13 protein-coding genes are annotated in these 17,327 nt (G+C 35.2%); 11 read left to right on the plus strand and 2 right to left on the minus strand.

What is annotated here, in order from left to right; translation table 11 throughout:
• Positions 1-270 precede the first annotated feature (270 nt).
• Positions 271-2,202: an amino acid permease gene (locus ACXX8U_RS06340; protein WP_458565115.1), complete on the minus strand. Its 1,932-nt coding sequence runs from the start codon at positions 2,200-2,202 to the stop codon at positions 271-273.
• Between the two features lie 201 nt (positions 2,203-2,403).
• Positions 2,404-5,313, minus strand: a complete 2,910-nt coding sequence (locus ACXX8U_RS06345) for an FAD-binding and (Fe-S)-binding domain-containing protein (protein WP_458565116.1) — start codon at positions 5,311-5,313, stop codon at positions 2,404-2,406.
• A gap of 221 nt (positions 5,314-5,534) precedes the next feature.
• Here ACXX8U_RS06345 and ACXX8U_RS06350 point away from each other — a divergent pair, with 221 nt between their 5' ends.
• The 11 genes from ACXX8U_RS06350 to ACXX8U_RS06400 all read left to right on the plus strand — a co-directional run bounded on the left by ACXX8U_RS06350 (position 5,535) and on the right by ACXX8U_RS06400 (position 17,324).
• Entirely contained in the window at positions 5,535-7,076 is a 1,542-nt protein-coding gene (locus ACXX8U_RS06350; protein WP_458565117.1) for a glycoside hydrolase family 10-like protein, read from the plus strand.
• A 9-nt stretch (positions 7,077-7,085) separates the two neighbouring features.
• A complete protein-coding gene (locus tag ACXX8U_RS06355) occupies positions 7,086-8,378 on the plus strand; it encodes an MFS transporter (protein ID WP_458565118.1) in 1,293 nt (430 codons plus the stop codon).
• A 100-nt stretch (positions 8,379-8,478) separates the two neighbouring features.
• Positions 8,479-10,089 (plus strand): glycoside hydrolase family 3 protein, encoded by a 1,611-nt coding sequence (locus ACXX8U_RS06360; protein ID WP_458565119.1) that lies wholly within the window; start codon positions 8,479-8,481, stop codon positions 10,087-10,089.
• A 142-nt stretch (positions 10,090-10,231) separates the two neighbouring features.
• Entirely contained in the window at positions 10,232-10,870 is a 639-nt protein-coding gene (locus ACXX8U_RS06365; protein ID WP_458565120.1) for a peroxiredoxin, read from the plus strand.
• A 125-nt stretch (positions 10,871-10,995) separates the two neighbouring features.
• Positions 10,996-11,304, plus strand: a complete 309-nt coding sequence (locus ACXX8U_RS06370) for a thioredoxin family protein (RefSeq protein ID WP_458565121.1) — start codon at positions 10,996-10,998, stop codon at positions 11,302-11,304.
• Between the two features lie 93 nt (positions 11,305-11,397).
• Positions 11,398-11,655 carry a DUF6952 family protein gene (locus ACXX8U_RS06375; RefSeq protein WP_166134272.1) on the plus strand — a complete coding sequence of 86 codons (258 nt, stop codon included), beginning with the start codon at positions 11,398-11,400 and terminating at the stop codon, positions 11,653-11,655.
• A 181-nt stretch (positions 11,656-11,836) separates the two neighbouring features.
• Positions 11,837-12,334 (plus strand): thiol peroxidase, encoded by a 498-nt coding sequence (tpx, locus tag ACXX8U_RS06380; protein ID WP_458565122.1) that lies wholly within the window; start codon positions 11,837-11,839, stop codon positions 12,332-12,334.
• A gap of 11 nt (positions 12,335-12,345) precedes the next feature.
• A complete protein-coding gene (locus tag ACXX8U_RS06385; protein ID WP_458565123.1) occupies positions 12,346-12,720 on the plus strand; it encodes a diacylglycerol kinase family protein in 375 nt (124 codons plus the stop codon).
• A gap of 18 nt (positions 12,721-12,738) precedes the next feature.
• Positions 12,739-15,189 carry a DNA translocase FtsK gene (locus ACXX8U_RS06390; protein ID WP_458565124.1) on the plus strand — a complete coding sequence of 817 codons (2,451 nt, stop codon included), beginning with the start codon at positions 12,739-12,741 and terminating at the stop codon, positions 15,187-15,189.
• 3 nt (positions 15,190-15,192) lie between these two features.
• Positions 15,193-15,882 carry an outer membrane lipoprotein periplasmic chaperone LolA1 gene (lolA1, locus tag ACXX8U_RS06395; RefSeq protein ID WP_458565125.1) on the plus strand — a complete coding sequence of 230 codons (690 nt, stop codon included), beginning with the start codon at positions 15,193-15,195 and terminating at the stop codon, positions 15,880-15,882.
• Between the two features lie 8 nt (positions 15,883-15,890).
• Positions 15,891-17,324, plus strand: coding sequence for an LptF/LptG family permease (locus ACXX8U_RS06400; RefSeq protein ID WP_458565126.1), 1,434 nt, complete (start codon positions 15,891-15,893; stop codon positions 17,322-17,324).
• The last annotated feature ends 3 nt before the right edge of the window (positions 17,325-17,327 follow it).

The following is a 17,327-nucleotide window of genomic DNA, read 5'->3' on the forward strand; positions in this document are numbered from 1 at the left end:
CAATGAAAGTTATTTATTATTACTTAAAGTATTAGTTCATTACTAATTGGTTTAGTTCGAGCATGATTTTTGATCTTTCTATTTGATTTAAGCGATACTATTTACCTGCATTAAACAAAACTACCTACCATTAAAACGAGCTACTTACCTATGAAATGATAAATTATCAAAAAGTTTTAATTTTAAAAGATAACACCTTAAATGCAGAACTTAGTCCAAAAAAAAATGCTCCACTGATGTAGAGCATTTGTAAAATATAAAATCAATTTCTTATTCTGAAACTGTATTTAGTTTACTATTTTTTTGGCTAAAGCCGAAGTAAATAACTAATCCTAAAAGCAACCAAACTCCAAAATAAATCCAATTCCAAACGCTTAATTCTGCCATCATGTACAAGCAACATATTAAACCTAAAAGCGGAATTAAAGATAAATTAGCGCGATAAGCCCAAGCTGTTAGCCCAATTAAACTCAAAAGGAAAATCCACATTGGAATTTTATGCTTAAACAAACTAAAACCTGATTCATATTTTAAAGTATCAGCTACAGGCAAACCTTTTACAACTTCCGCATACTTTGCTTCATCATCTTGGTATTGATTTAAAATTTGCTCTAAATCTGGAGTGTCTGTGGTGGCGTTTTTAGCATCCAAACCAACTAAATAATCATATACTTTTGTCGTTTCCTCTTTGGTTAAGCTAGTAATAATAGCTGCAGAAGAATTGATTTGAGTTTCATTAGTAACAAAATCCATAGTGGCTTTTTTGTGGTACACAAAAGCATAAACAACACCAATTAACAATAAAATTGGCATAATAAATTTAGAATTTACATATGGCGTTTTGAATTTTCCTCTTGGAATATCTGGTTTGTTTTGAAGTACTAAAACTCCCGCACAAACTAATACAAAGGCAAATAAAGTACCAATACTACACAAATCAGTAACCAAAGTCAGATTCAAAAACAATGCTGGAACTGCGACAACGAATCCAGTTACAATAGTTGCGTACGATGGTGTTTTGTATTTTGGATGCACTTTTGAAAAACGTTTAGGCAACAAACCATCGCGACTCATACTCATCCAAATACGAGGTTGTCCCATTTGAAAAACCAACAAAACACTTGCCATAGCAACCACTGCACTCACAGCAATAATTCCTGACATCCATTTCAAGTCTAATTTTTCAAAAACAAAGGCTAACGGATCGCCTACATTTAGTAAATCGTAAGAAACCATGCCGGTTAAAACCAATGCAATAGCAATGTATAAAAGGGTACAAATAATGATTGCCCACATCATACCACGCGGTAAATCACGTTGTGGATCTTTACATTCTTCGGCAGTTGTAGAAATAGCATCAAAACCAATATAGGCAAAAAACACAGCTGAAACTCCTTTTAGAACTCCAGAAACACCATTTGGTGCAAACGGGTCCCAATTGGACGTATCTACATAAAAAACACCTACAGCAATTACCAAAAGTACTATACATAATTTGACAACGACCATGATATTACTAGCATTGCGCGACTCTTTCATACCGCGATAAATCAAAGCAGTAATCAAAACAATGATTAACAAGGCAGGCAAATCAGCTACAAAATGAAACGAACCAATAACCGGTGCGGTTTGCCAAGCATTGTGAGCATTTTGTAAAGCCGGACTCAAATTAGCAAAATCTTTACCACTTTGCATGAGTGCCATTGCTTCATCATATCCGCGAGAAGCTGATAAATAATCCATTTGAACCCATTGTGGCAGGTTAATGCCTCCACTTTGAAGCAAGCCAGTAAAGTAATCACTCCACGAAATGGCTACTGTTATATTACCCACAGAATACTCCATAATCAATGCCCAACCGATAATCCAAGCGATGATTTCACCAAAAGCTACATACGAATAAGTGTATGCACTTCCAGAAACCGGCACCATTGATGCAAATTCAGCATAAGCAAATGCAGCAAAACTACAGGCAACCGCAGTAAAAAGAAAAAGAAAAATTACGGCAGGTCCGCCATCGGCACTAGCTTTACCAATTGTACTAAAAATACCAGCTCCTACGATTGCTGCAATTCCAAACGCGGTCAAATCTCGGGCTGTCAAGTGCTTGCCTAAGGCTGCGTGGCCATCAGCATTGTTTTTTTCAACTTGCTTTAAGATATCTTGAACGGTTTTTTTTCTAAATAAGCCCTTTAATGCCATCTTGTATTTTTATCAATTAAATTTATAATCTGTAATTTTTGCAATTTTATGTTGTTGATTCTGCAAAATAACTTCAAAAATCAAAAGTATAAAACTAATTGTATTATCATAGTTTGTTACTCTTTTTTTTTCAAAAACTAAACTTTTAGCCTGTTGTCTATAAGTTAAATTAATCCATCATTTTATATCGCAATTCTTCATTTAAAGCAAACAATCTCTTAAAATAGAAACAGGATGCAAGGCTTGACGCGACGTTCCGTCAAAGATTTGATGCCTACAACTTGTTCCTGCTGCTGCAATAGCTGTGTTGGTTGCAGTGCTTCTGACTTTTGGAAAAAGGGTATCCTCACCCATTTGCATACTAATTTCATAATGCTCTTTTTCATATCCAAACGATCCCGCCATGCCACAACAACCCGAATTATAGATGGTTACCGTTGTATTTTTTGGTAGATTTAGCATTGCAAAAGTAGCTTCAATCGTACTCAAAGACTTTTGATGGCAATGTCCATGAATTTTAATCTGTTTTTCTTTATCAGAGAAGTTTTTAGCTGAAACATTTCCTTTTGTGATTTCGAGTTTGAAAAATTCTTCAATGGTATGCGTATGTGCAGCCACTTCTTTGGCTTTTTCTGTATCATCCGCCAAGCGCAAATATTCGTCTCTAAAAGTTAAAATCGCTGAGGGTTCTAAACCAACTAACGGTAAGTTTTCAGAAATAAATCCTGAAAAAATAGCAACATTGGTATTAGCAATCGCTTTAGCTTGTCCTAAAAAACCTTTCGAAATAAAAGCCCTTCCGCTTTCTTCATGATCAATGATAAGCACTTCGTAACCCAAAGCCGATAGCAATTCATATGCATCGATGCCAACTTGCACATCATAATAATCGGTAAATTCATCTACAAATAATACTAATTTTCCATTTGGAAATTCAGTTTGCTTTCTTTTTTGCTTACCCAGCCATGATCTAAAAGTGTTCGTGGCCAAGTGTGGCACAGTGCGTTCTTTGGCAACGCCCATTGTATTTTTCACCAAAGATAAGTTAGCAATCCAATTGGTAATATTCGGGGTGATGCTTCCTAACGCATTTAGTCTGGCATTGTAAGCAAATATTTTATTTCGAAGCGAGAAACCATTTGCTTTTTGGTATTGATACAAAAATTCAGATTTTAAGGCTGCTACGTCAACATTACTCGGACATTCGCTGGAGCAAGCTTTGCAGCTCACGCACAATTCGAAAACCTCGTACAATTCTTTATGGTCAAATTTATTTTCTTTTTCAGAATGTGTCAAGTATTCTCGCAATGCATTAGCGCGTGCTCTAGTAGTATCTTTTTCGTTGCGAGTTGCGCGGTAGCTCGGACATAAAGTACCACCTGCTGACGGTAATTTGCGACAATCGCCAGAACCATTACATTTTTCGGCAACACGCAAAATTCCCATACTATCTGAAAAATCTTGAATGGTCGCAATGTTGGGCTCTTCCCTACCCGCTTCAACACGCAAGTTCTCGTCCATTTTTAACGCATCAACTATTTTACCCGAATTCATGATTCCGTTTGGATCAAATGCTTTTTTGATTCGTTTTAGTAATTCGTAATTTTTATCACCAATCATAAATGGCAAAAACTCCCCTCGCACAATGCCATCACCGTGTTCACCGCTTAGCGAACCGCGGTATTTTTTAACCAAAATAGCTACTTCAGTTGCGATATTTCGAAATTGGTGCACACCTTCTTTTGTCTTTAAGTTTAAAACAGGTCGAAGGTGAATTTCTCCGGCGCCAGCATGTGCATAATAAATAGCACTTTGACCGTGGCGTTCCATCATTGCTGAAAAGTCAGCTATATAGTTGGGTAAATCACTTAATTCTACTGCAGTATCTTCAATACTATCGGCCGCTTTATCATCGCCAACAATACTGCCCAAAAGACCTAAACCTGCTTTTCGAAGTTCATTTATTTTGTTAATATCATCACCGTAAATTTTTGGTAAAGCATAACCGAAATTTTGTTGCTGTAAATCAAATATTAAAGCGTCGGCTTGTTTTTCGGCATCTTCCATACTGATTTCAGAAGCTACTTCTAGCATTAAAACTGCTTTAGGATCACCTTGGATAAAAAATCGATTTTTAGCTTGTTCTCTGTTGGTTTTGGTACAATCTAAAATGGTATCGTCCATCAATTCGCAAGTATACAAATGGTGTTTCATCGCTGTTACCACAGCTTCGAGACTTTCTTGAACGGAATCAAAATGGGCTACAACCATCACGTTATTGGCAGGCGGTAACGCATCTACCTTCAAGGTAACTTCAGTAGTAAACGCCAATGTACCCTCGCTTCCGCAAAGTAATTGACCAACATTGATATGGGAATTTATTCCTCCAAAAAGTTCCGATTGCAACAAAATATCGACTGCATAGCCCGTATTACGTCTGTGAATTTCAGGTTTAGGGAATTCTCTTTTAATTTCGAGTTGCTGCTCTGTGTTTGAAAGTTCCTCAAATAAAGTTCGGTAAATTTGACTTTCTAAAGTAGAACCTTTCATTTTTTGCTGGAACTCAGCCATTGTAATATTTTCAAAAACAGCAGTTGAACCATCACTTAAAACGGCTTTTATCTTCACAATTTTATCGCGAGTTACACCATATCGAATTGAGGTTGTTCCTGAAGAATTATTTCCCACCATACCACCAATCATGCATCGATTTGATGTAGATGTGTTGGGACCAAAAAATAATCCGTGTGGTTTTAAGTACAAATTCAATTCGTCACGAATGACTCCTGGTTGCACCGTCACTGTTTGTGCTTCGGCATCAAAAGCTTTAATCGCCGTAAAATGTTTCGACACATCTACAATTATTCCGTTTCCTACGGTTTGTCCTGCCAATGAAGTTCCAGCGGTGCGCGGCGTAATCGAAATTTGATGCTTTGCAGCAAAAGTTATGATTCGAGCAATATCTTGTTCCGTTTTTGGAAAAGCGACAGCCAAAGGAAAAATGCGGTAGGCCGAAGCATCTGTCGCATACAATATTTTGTGCAAATCATCGTAAACTAAAGTTCCATCAAGCGCTTGAGCTAATTGTTCTAATTGTGAAATAATTGACATGTTATGGGTAAAAAGAGAATTGAGTCACAAATATAGAAATATCAAGAGCCAATTGTGGTCCGTTCTTATAAAAATTTATACCAGTAGCAACTTCCTAAAAGAGTAACTTATTGTTTTGGCAAAGAAATTGCAAACTCAAATAAAGCCAAATTTTAGGAGCAATTGTGCTAGCTATTATCACTAAAAAAACTATTTTTGAACACTTTAAAAATTACAATCGAATGAAAAATTTCAAGCGCTGCGCTTTATTGATGTCCATCTTTTTACTGACTTTTCATCAAATGAGCGCACAAACAGCTACTCAACATCCTAAAAACGAATTCAGAGCCGTATGGATTGCAACAGTTGTAAATATTGATTGGCCAAAAGCGGGCACTGATAACGTTACCAAGCAAAAAGCGGATTATCTTGAAATTTTAGAAACTTACAAAAAACTGAATTACAATGCTGTAATTGTTCAAATACGTAGTGTTGGCGATGCTTTTTACCCAACAAAATTGGCACCATGGTCTCGTTTTTTAACTGGTAAAGAAGGGAAAGCACCACAACCTTACTACGATGTAATGGCTTGGATGATTACTGAGGCACACAATCGAGGTTTTGAATTTCACGCATGGCTCAATCCGTACCGCGCTACAATGGATTACAATACTAGTATTTTGAGTCCGGAGCACGATTATTTTAAACATCCGGAATGGATGATTCGCTATGGCGGAAAAATTTATTACAATCCTGCTTTACCCGAAGTTCAAGCGCATTTATTGAATGTAGTAAACGAAGTAGTGACCAACTACGATATTGACGCCATTCATTTTGACGATTATTTTTATCCTTACAAAGTCCCCAACGAAAAATTTAATGATTCGGCTGCTTTTCAAAAAAATGGAGCTGGTTTGAGTTTAGAAGATTGGAGAAGACAAAACGTAAATACTTTTGTTAAAGATGTCGCCTTTTCAATCAAAAAGATAAAACCTTGGGTTCAATTCGGAATTAGTCCTTTTGGTGTGTGGCGCAATAAATCGGTTGACCCAAAAGGTTCCGATACTGAGGCAGGACAAACCAATTATGACGACCTTTATGCCGATCCATTAGCTTGGATGGATAACAAATGGATTGATTATATTCTGCCACAGCTGTATTGGAGTATTGATCATCCAAAAGCTTCCTATTCAAAATTGTTGAAATGGTGGTCTGAAAACTCCAATAATACTGCGATTTACATCGGAAACAGCACCTATAAAGTAAACGAAGATTCGGATAAAAGATGGAATAATCCGAAAGAGATTCCAAACCAAATTGACTTGACCAGAACTTACAAAAACGTTCAAGGAAATGCGTATTTCAGTGCCAAAGGATTTGTAAATAAGAATCAAACCGTAGCTAAATTGCTTCTTGAAAATCAATACAAATATCCTGCGTTGCCCAACGTAGTACCACAAGCAGTGAAAAAAAACCAGAGCAAACCAATTGCTACAACAATTCAATATGATCCGATAGCTTCGCGTTTTACAGTTGCTCAACCTGCGGGAAATAACATGCGTTATGTAGTGGTGTACAGCTCACGATTTCAAACAAAATTAGATATCAATAACCCAAGTCAAATAATTGCTAAAGTGAATTTCAATGAGCAATCAAAGTTGGCTGAAATTGCTATTCCGAGTTACAAACTTGACAAAAACAAAACCTGCGCAATTACTTTTATCGATTTGTATGGCAACGAAAGTGAGCCAACCATTGTATCATTTGCAACAGCATCAAACTAAAAACTAACTATGAAAGCAGATAACACGCCTTGGTTTTGGATACCTATTTTAAATTTCGCTTCTGGATTACCGTATGCCATCATCATTTCGGTATCGGTTATCATGTATAAAAACTTAGGGATTGACAATGAAGCTATTGGTGTTTACACCAGTTTGCTATACTTACCATGGGTGATCAAGCCATTATGGAGTCCGTTTATTGACTTATATTCTACTAAACGAAAATGGTTTTTAAGCATGCAATTACTAATTTCAATTGCTTTTGTTTTGGTTGGTTTTATGCTTCCGCTGCAGCAATTTTTCTTTGTTACTTTGGCGATTTTTTGGGTAGCTGCTTTTGCTTCTGCCTCAAATGATGTGGCGAGTGATGGTTTTTATTTGTTGGCGCTAAGCAAAGACCAACAGTCCTTTTTTTTAGGAATTAGAAGTACATTTTACAGACTTGCGATGCTTACCGGAAACGGATTAATTGTTGTGCTGGCTGGCTATCTTGAAATTGAATTTGGAGACAAAAATAAAGCATGGTCATACACAATGGTTTTAGTTGGAATTTTAATGGCTATCATCACTATTTATAATTTTTTCGTTAGTCCAAAAACAGAATCAACGGCCGCACCATTAAGTGCTGAAAGCATTACAAATAAAAGCTTTGGAACCGTTTTTAAAAGTTTTTTTCAAAAGAAACAAATAGGTTTGGTACTCGTTTTTATTTTATTGTTCCGTTTGGGAGAGTCACAATTACTAAAAATGCTGAGTCCATTTTTAATTGATCCTTTTGAAAAAGGTGGTTTAGGCCTAAGTACGCAAGAAGTTGGCGTTATTTATGGAACTTTTGGTTTAATTGCACTCACAATTGGAGGAATTTTAGGTGGAATTGTCATTAGTAAAGATGGTTTAGGAAAATGGATGTTGCCCATGATTTTAACCATGCACTTACCTATAATCGGATTTATTTTATTAGCGCAATATCACCCTACAGATATTTGGTATGTGTACGCAACGGTCGTGGCAGAGCAATTTGGCTATGGTTTTGGTTTTGCTGCCTTCATGATGTACTTGATTTATGTTGCCGAAGGCGAATCGAAAACCTCCCACTATTCTATTGCTACTGGTTTTATGGCTCTTGGTATGATGTTACCAGGCATGGTTAGTGGTTACATACAAGAATATTTAGGGTACGGAAACTTCTTCATTTGGGTTTTTGTGGCTACTATTCCGGGTTTAATTTTGTCACGATTCTTGATTTATCCTAATGATTTTGGCAAAAAAAGTACTCCAGAGAATCTTCGTCAATCGAAGTAATTAATTAAGATAAAACAGCAAGCCTGCAGCAAGTTCAAAAGATATTCGTTTTTAGAACCAACGCATTTTGCTTTTACAACAATACTATTCCTCATTTAAAATGACTTTAGAACAAAAAATTGGACAGTTTTTCTTTCCGGCAGCATTCATTAACGACAGCGAAAGTGAAATTCAAGCTTTGGAACAATTAATTAGGGAGCATCACATTGGTGGACTTACTTTTTTTCACAGTAGAGCCAGTGCTGCCACCAATTACGAGTCTAAAAAACAAGTCATTTTAAATGATGAAAGTTGCCAACGTTTGAAAGAGCTTATAATTCGCTATCAAAAGTGTGCCTCTACTCCATTACTTATTAGTATTGATGCCGAATGGGGCTTAGCAATGCGTGTTGAAAAAACACCGCAATATCCTTACGCAATTACTCTAGGTGCCTTGCCCTTGAGTGAAATAGATTTGGTTTATCAAGTAGGAAGACAAATTGGCACTGATTTAAAAGAAGTTGGTATTCATTACAATTTAGCACCATTAGCTGATATCAATAATAATCCTGATAATCCAGTGATTGGCTACCGTTCCTTTGGTGAAGACAAAGAAAAAGTCGCTCAATTCGCGCTAGCTTATTTGCAAGGTTTAAATGATGCAGGTATTTTAGGTTGTTTGAAACATTTTCCAGGACACGGCAATACGAATGTCGATTCACACCTTGGATTACCTGTTTTAACAGAAAGTCTAGAGGAATTAATGAATAATGAATTGCATCCTTTTGCTGCTGGAATTGCAGCCGATGTTGATTCTATTATGATTGGCCATTTGGCGGTGCCGGCTTTGAATGATGGCGAAAATACTTCGGCAACTTTATCTCAAAAAGTTATTGAAGGATTGTTACGCACTCAAATGGGTTTTGAGGGATTAGTTATTTCAGATGCCTTGAACATGCACAGTGTTTCAAAATTGTACAGTGAGAAAGGGCAATTAGAATGGGAAGCTTTTCAGGCGGGAAATGATGTTTTGTGTTTTGCAGAAAATATTGCTGAGGGAATTCAATTTATTAAAACCAACGCGACTCCAGAACGAATCGACGCTAGTTACAATCGCATATTGAAGTATAAGAAAAAATCAGGTTTATTAGATACCAAAAACGAATTTAAGCTTTCAAGCACAACAAATTTTGACTGGGAAACCACTTCACGACTTAATAAAAAAATTGCTCAAAACAGCATTACAACTTTAATAAATAAAACTAACAAAGCTGAATTTGTTAATGCTAATAGAAAGAACACATTTGCCAAAATAAGCTTATACGGACCAAGTAACAATTTATTTTTTACGAGTTTAGAAAGCGAATTATCAAGTCCGACATTTACTTATACACTTGACGATACATCATTTTTATCACAATTTGAACAACAATTACAAAACGTTGATACCGTTTTAATTTCCTTGTTTGTTCCCAAAGCCAAGCCACTAAATAATTTTGAGTTAGATGACGAAGTGTTGCACATGCTACAAAAGCTTTTAGAAACTAAAAAATGTACGGTCTACGTGTTTGGGAATCCTTACTCCTTACAAGTCATTCCAAGTCTGTCGCAAGCAAATAGTTTGGTGATGGTTTATCAAGATTTTAAAGAGTTTCAAGAAGTTGCGGCGCAACATTTATTGACAGATACTTTAAAAGAAGGAACACTACCTGTTCATGTACCTTTGAGTTAACAACAAGGACTTAAGTTGTTTGAGATAACACATAAGAAAAGCTTATTAAAGTATAATAATATGTAATGAAACATCTATTTTATTTTAGATAAGGAACAACTACTTTTGCAAAATCAAAAAAATAACTTTAAAGTCAATAAAAATGTCATTAGTAGGTAAAAAATTTCCAAGTATTGCAGTAGATGCTATCTCTGAAATGGGTGATAATTTAAAAATCAACGTTTTCGAAGAAGCAGTAAACAACAACAAAAAAGTACTTTTATTTTGGTACCCAAAAGATTTTACTTTTGTATGCCCAACTGAATTACACGCTTTTCAAGCTGCTTTACCAGAATTTGAAAAAAGAAATACAATGATCATTGGAGCATCTTGTGATACAAACGAAGTACACTTTGCTTGGTTGAACACTCCAAAAAACAATGGTGGAATTGAAGGTGTAACTTACCCAATTCTTGCTGATACCAACCGTAACTTATCTAACATTTTAGGAATTCTTGACATCGACTCAACTGAGTATAGTGAAGAGACAGATTCTGTTATCATCGAAGGATCTAACGTAACTTTTAGAGCTACTTATTTAATTGATGAAACGGGTAAAATTTTCCACGAAAGTGTAAACGATATGCCATTAGGTCGTAACGTAAACGAGTACTTGCGAATGGTTGATGCTTACACACACATTCAAGAAAAAGGTGAAGTTTGTCCTGCAAACTGGGAAGCTGGTAAAGAAGCAATGAGCGCAGACCGCTTAAGCACTGCTGAATACTTAAGTTTAAACTAATAAAATAAAGCTACAAAGGTTCAGAAGACGGCAGCGACTAAGTTTATTTGTCACACAAATTCACCAAGTTTAAACGCCTTGCTCCTTTGAACCTTTGTTCCTTCCAACCCTAAAAAAAACATCCCATGTTAATTGAATTAACTTCTGATAGTTTACAAGATTTAATCTCGAAAGAAGAAAAAGTGGTAGTACAGTTTTCAGCTTCTTGGTGTGGCAATTGCCGAATCATGAAACCAAAATTCAAAAAATTGGCTACCGAGAACGAATCTATGACCTTTGCATTAGTAGACGCTGAAAATTTCCCAGAATCACGCAAATTAGCTAATGTAAGCAACTTGCCTACTTTTGCTACTTTTGTAAATGGAAAATTGGTAAACGAAACACAAACCAACAAACAAGAAGTATTGGTTGAGTTGGTAAACGAAATTGTTTAATTTTTTAGTTCATTGTTTAAAATTGTAAGCTTAGGCGAAAAATTCTAAACTTTATATTGATTAAAAACTTAGACGTTTAAATAAAAAAAGAAAATGAAATTACCCGTAATAAAGCATTTAACACAATTTATCGAGGAGAATGATGAGGACTACATCATTGAAACCATTGATGTACTTGAGGCTATGACTGAAATTCCTTCGTTAAAAGATGAAGAATTAGATGTTATTGGCGAGTTAATCTCAAACATGTACGGTGCGATTGAAGTCAACAAATTGGTTAAATCTGGTGTTGATAAAAAAGAAGCTTTGAATCAGTTTATGAAACGAGTTCTTGGATCAATCGATAAATAAAAATCTTTGGATCAAAAAAAACGCATTCTAATTCAGGATGCGTTTTTTTTTGCCAATAACCAAGACGTTCCACGTAAATTTAAAATTAAATTATCACTAAAAACAAAAGTTATAAGCCGATACTAAGTTCAAAATCTTAAATAATTTTCATACTTTTGAACCTCACAAAAAAACAAAAATTATGGCATCTATTACATTAGGAGGAAATCCAATAAACACTTCAGGTGAACTACCTGCAGTTGGTTCAAAATTATCTGATTTTAAATTAGTTGCAACTGATTTATCTGTAGCCAGTTTAACTTCATTTGAAGGTAAAAAATTAGTTTTGAATATTTTCCCAAGTATTGATACAGGAACTTGTGCCGCTTCTGTTAGAAAATTTAACGAAAGTGCTGCAAATCTTGATAACACAGTAGTTCTTTGTGTTTCTCGCGATTTACCTTTTGCTCAAAAACGTTTTTGTGGAGCTGAAGGGCTTGAAAATGTAGTGAATTTATCCGATTTTGCTTCAGGTGAATTTGGTAAAAAAAATGGTTTAGAAATCACTGACGGACCTTTAGCAGGTTTACACTCTCGCGTAATCATTGTTACTGATGCTAATGGCGTGATTACACACACTGAGCAAGTGGCTGAAATTGCTGATGAACCAAATTACGAGGCTGCTTTAGCAGTATTGTAATCATAAACACTATGGAATTTCAAAAAGACAATAAATTTTTATCTGGTCGATTAAAAAGTGTACAGTTTGCTTTTAAAGGCGCAGTAACACTTATCAAAACAGAACACAGTATCATGGTACAATGCGCTCTTGGAGTTGCGGTTACAGCTGCTGGGTTTTATTTTGGAATTTCAAAAACCGAATGGCTTTTTCAAACATTGGCGTTGGGCTTAGTGTTATGCACAGAAGGACTTAATACCGCAGTTGAAAAAATAGCAGATTTCATTCACCCTAATTTTCACCAAAAAATAGGATTCATAAAAGACATTGCAGCAGGAGCGGTATTTTTTGCCGCTCTAACTGCAATTGTTATTGGTCTTGTTATTTATATCCCTTTTATTTTTTAGGCAATTTTATAATCTCGAATGGCAAAAACAACCAAAACGACTCCCCCAAACAAAAAAAACGCAGATAAAGTAGATTCTCCAAAAAGCATAGTAATCTCTAAACAACAAAAAATTGTTTTAGGAGCATTGTTAGTGCTTTTTTCGGTTGCATTGCTAGTCGCTTTTATTTCATTTTTCCTTCATGGGCAACAAGATCAAAGTGCTGTTCAAGCATTAACAGATCGTTCAGAAACCGTAGAAAACTGGTTGGGTAAATTTGGGGCATTTCTGGCAGATTTGCTAGTATTTCAAGGATTTGGAATTGCAGCATTTTTGTTTGTTAGACTCTTTTTTTTAACGGGACTTTACATGGTGCTTGGGATACCCGGCCGTAAACTAAAAAATATTTGGTTTTGGGATTTATTTATGATGGTGATTCTCTCTGTTTTGCTAGGATTTTTTGCCACTTCGGTACCTGAATTAGGTGGAACAATTGGCTACGAACTCAACTTGTTTTTACAAGATTATTTAGGAAAAACTGGGACTTTATTGACCTTGATTTTCAGTTTAATAATTTATGTAATATTCAAAGTTAAAATTTCACCTGAAAAAATTCAATCTCTCTTTACCGCTTCCGCAAAAGAAGAAGCAACTCCAACAATTGGATTGAAAGACAAAGAAAACAGTGCCGCTTATAACCTAGAAGAATACGCAACTCCAGAAGAGCAAGAAATTGATACCATACATTTAAAAACTAATGGTACTCAATTTGAAATCAACAAAGAAGCGCTTAAACCAACTATTAGTGCATCGTCTGACTTAACAGTAAAACCTGCTAATAAGCCTATAGCTATGGAGGTTACTCCTGCTCCTAGTATTAAAGTCGAACCAGAAATAGTAGAATCATTTGTTATTGAAACGGCTCCGGAGGAAGATATCATCGAAGAAAATCTTGCCTCTAGACTAGTGGCTGACTTCGGATTATTTGACCCTACTTTGGATTTATCTAATTACAAATTCCCAACTATTGATATTTTAAAAGAATATTCAAGCGGCGGAATTACCATTAATCAAGAAGAATTAGAAGAAAATAAAAATCGTATTGTAGATACTTTACGCAATTACAAAATCGAAATTGCACAAATAAAAGCTACCGTTGGTCCATCGGTAACTTTATACGAAATTGTGCCTGAAGCTGGAATTCGCATCTCCAAAATTAAGAGTTTAGAGGATGATATTGCCCTTTCACTTTCAGCATTAGGAATTCGTATCATTGCTCCAATTCCTGGAAAAGGCACTATTGGTATTGAGGTTCCAAATAAAAACCCAACGATGGTTTCTATGAAAAGCGTTATTGGTAGTGCTAAATTTCAAGAGGCCGAAATGGAGCTGCCAATTGCACTAGGAAAAACCATTTCGAACGAAACATTTGTAGTTGACTTAGCAAAAATGCCGCACTTATTAATGGCGGGTGCTACTGGTCAAGGTAAATCGGTAGGATTGAATGCGGTTTTAACTTCACTTTTGTACAAAAAGCATCCCGCAGAGGTGAAATTTGTCTTAGTAGATCCTAAAAAAGTAGAACTAACACTTTTTAATAAAATAGAAAGACATTATTTAGCTAAGTTACCTGATATGGATGATGCCATTATCACCGACAATGCGAAAGTAGTGAATACTTTGAACTCACTTTGCGTGGAGATGGACAATCGTTACTCTTTATTGAAAGATGCAATGGTTCGAAATATCAAGGAGTACAACGAAAAATTCAAATCAAGAAAATTAAATCCTGAAAATGGCCACCGATTTTTACCCTACATTGTATTGGTAGTTGATGAGTTTGCCGATTTAATTATGACCGCAGGAAAAGAGGTCGAAGTACCTATAGCGAGATTGGCACAATTGGCCAGAGCTATCGGGATTCACTTGATAATTGCTACACAACGACCATCGGTGAATGTGATCACCGGTTTAATCAAGGCCAATTTCCCGGCCCGAATTGCTTTTAGAGTAACATCTAAAATTGACTCTAGAACTATTTTAGACACACAAGGTGCTGATCAATTAATTGGTCGAGGTGATTTACTTTATACGAACGGTAACGATGTGGTACGTGTACAATGTGCTTTTATCGATACGCCAGAGGTAGAAAAAATTACAGAATTCATTGGTGCACAAAAAGCATATGCAACAGCTTATTTATTACCAGAATTTGTTGGAGAGGAAAATGGCATTAATCTTGATGTAGATATTTCTGAAAGAGACAGCTTATTCAGAGAAGCTGCCGAAATTATTGTTAATGCACAACAAGGTTCGGCATCACTATTGCAAAGAAAACTTAAACTAGGCTACAACCGAGCAGGTCGATTGATTGATCAATTAGAAGCTGCGGGTATTGTAGGTCCTTTTGAAGGAAGTAAAGCGCGTAGTGTAAACATCATGGATATGCATGCTCTTGATCAATTTTTCAATAATGAACAAAACAATTAAAACATGGAACTTATCATTCAAGACTCAAAAAGAAACAACTTTCAGAAATTAGCTAAAAAATGCACACTAGCCTTTGCTTGTGTATTATTTAGTTTTTCAACGCAAGCTCAAGATAAAAAAGCAAAGGAACTACTTGATCAAGTGACAGCCAAAGTAAAAAGTTATAATAATATCGGAATAGATTTTAAATATTCATTAAACAATGCCAAAGAAAATATCAACCAAGACAGTAAAGGCAATGTGACCATGAAAGGCAATCAATATGTGTTGAATTTTATGGGAGTTACAAAAATTTTTGACGGAAAAAAAACATATACAATTGTACCTGAAGATGAAGAAATTACCATTTCAAGCATCAATGAAAAAGATGACAATGCTATTACTCCATCTAAAATGTTGACTTTTTTTAATTCAGGGTATAGGTATACGATGGATATAATTCAAAATGTAAAAGGTAGAAAAATTCAATACATCAAATTAGTTCCTACAAATGCTAAAGATCAACGAAAAGAAATCCTTTTAGGAATAGATGTACAAACCAAACACATTTACAATTTAATAGAAGTTGGCAAAAAAGGAACAAAAACAACATTAACCGTTAATTCTTTTAAAACCAACCAACCTTTGTCAAAAAATCAATTTACCTTTGTGGGTAGCAAATATCCCAATTACTACATCAACAAATTAGATTAAAGCATTAGGTGAAAATTCTTGACAAATACTTATTAAAAACATTTCTGACTACATTTACAACCGTATTTGTAATCCTATTTTTTATCTTCATTTTACAAACCGTTTGGTTATTCATATCAGAGTTAGCCGGGAAAGATTTAGACATATTTATGGTCGTCAAGTTCCTGGCTTTTTCTATGCCTAGAATCGTACCATTGGTATTACCTTTATCGATATTACTGGCATCAATCATGACTTTTGGTAATCTTGCCGAAAACTACGAGTTTGCCGCTATGAAATCCTCTGGAATTTCACTGCAAAGAGCCATGCGAAGTTTAACCGTTTTTATTACGCTGCTAAGTATTGTTGCCTTTTTCTTTGCAAATAATGTAATTCCGTACGCTGAATACAAGTTTATAAACTTTCGAAAAAATATTGCTCAAGTAAAACCAGCACTTGCTATCGCCGAAGGACAATTCAGCGATGTAGGCTTTTACAATATCAAAGTCGACAAAAAAAGCGGTAAGGAAGGAAATATTCTTTCTGGAATTACAATTCACAAAAAATCAAAAACTGGTGATGGCAGCAAAACTGTTATCAAAGCCAAAGACGGTGAATTAATTAGCAGTGAAGAATCGAGTATTTTGCAGTTGGTTTTAAATGACGGACATTATTATGAAGATATTGTTCCTAAAAAATACGAGGATCGCAGCAAAATGCCTTTTATAAAAAGTGCTTTTAAAAAGCAAATCATAAATATTGATTTATCTGAATTTTATAAATCTGATGTCAATGACGAGTCGGTGGCTAACACCAACACAATGCTAACTGCCAACGAATTGAATTATACTTTAGATTCTCTGAATAAGAATTTAAAAACTGAAATCGTGTCCTTCGCGAAAAGCAGCAACAATAGAGTAAATTATCCGCAAAAAAATAAAATTGCAATCCGTTCTAAGAAAAATAAATTGCCTTTTGATGTTTTGACTTTATATACAGACAAACAACAAAAAGATATTTTAAATATAGCCGTTAGCAATTTAAAAAGTACTGCCTACTCTATCGATTCCTCTAAAACAGAATTATTTAACAAACAGAAAAATATCAACAAACACTTAATTGCTTTGTATGATAAATTTGTTATTGTATTTGCCTGTTTCTTGATGTTCTTCATTGGTGCTCCATTGGGTGCTATAATTCGTAAAGGAGGATTGGGATTACCAATTGTTTTTGCTGTTTTAATTTTTATTACCTTTCATTTTATCAATACTTTCGGAAAACGATTGGCGCAAGAAAACGGTATGACTCCATTTCTTGGTTCGTGGCTATCCTCTTTTATACTGACGCCACTTGCTGTGTTATTAACTTACCGCGCCACGAACGACATAGGATTAATCAACATGGACAGTTTACTTGTTCCTTTTCAAAAATTTATTAAAAAAATACTACCCTCACAAAACTAAATG

The organism is Flavobacterium sp. GNP001, from assembly GCF_054343775.1.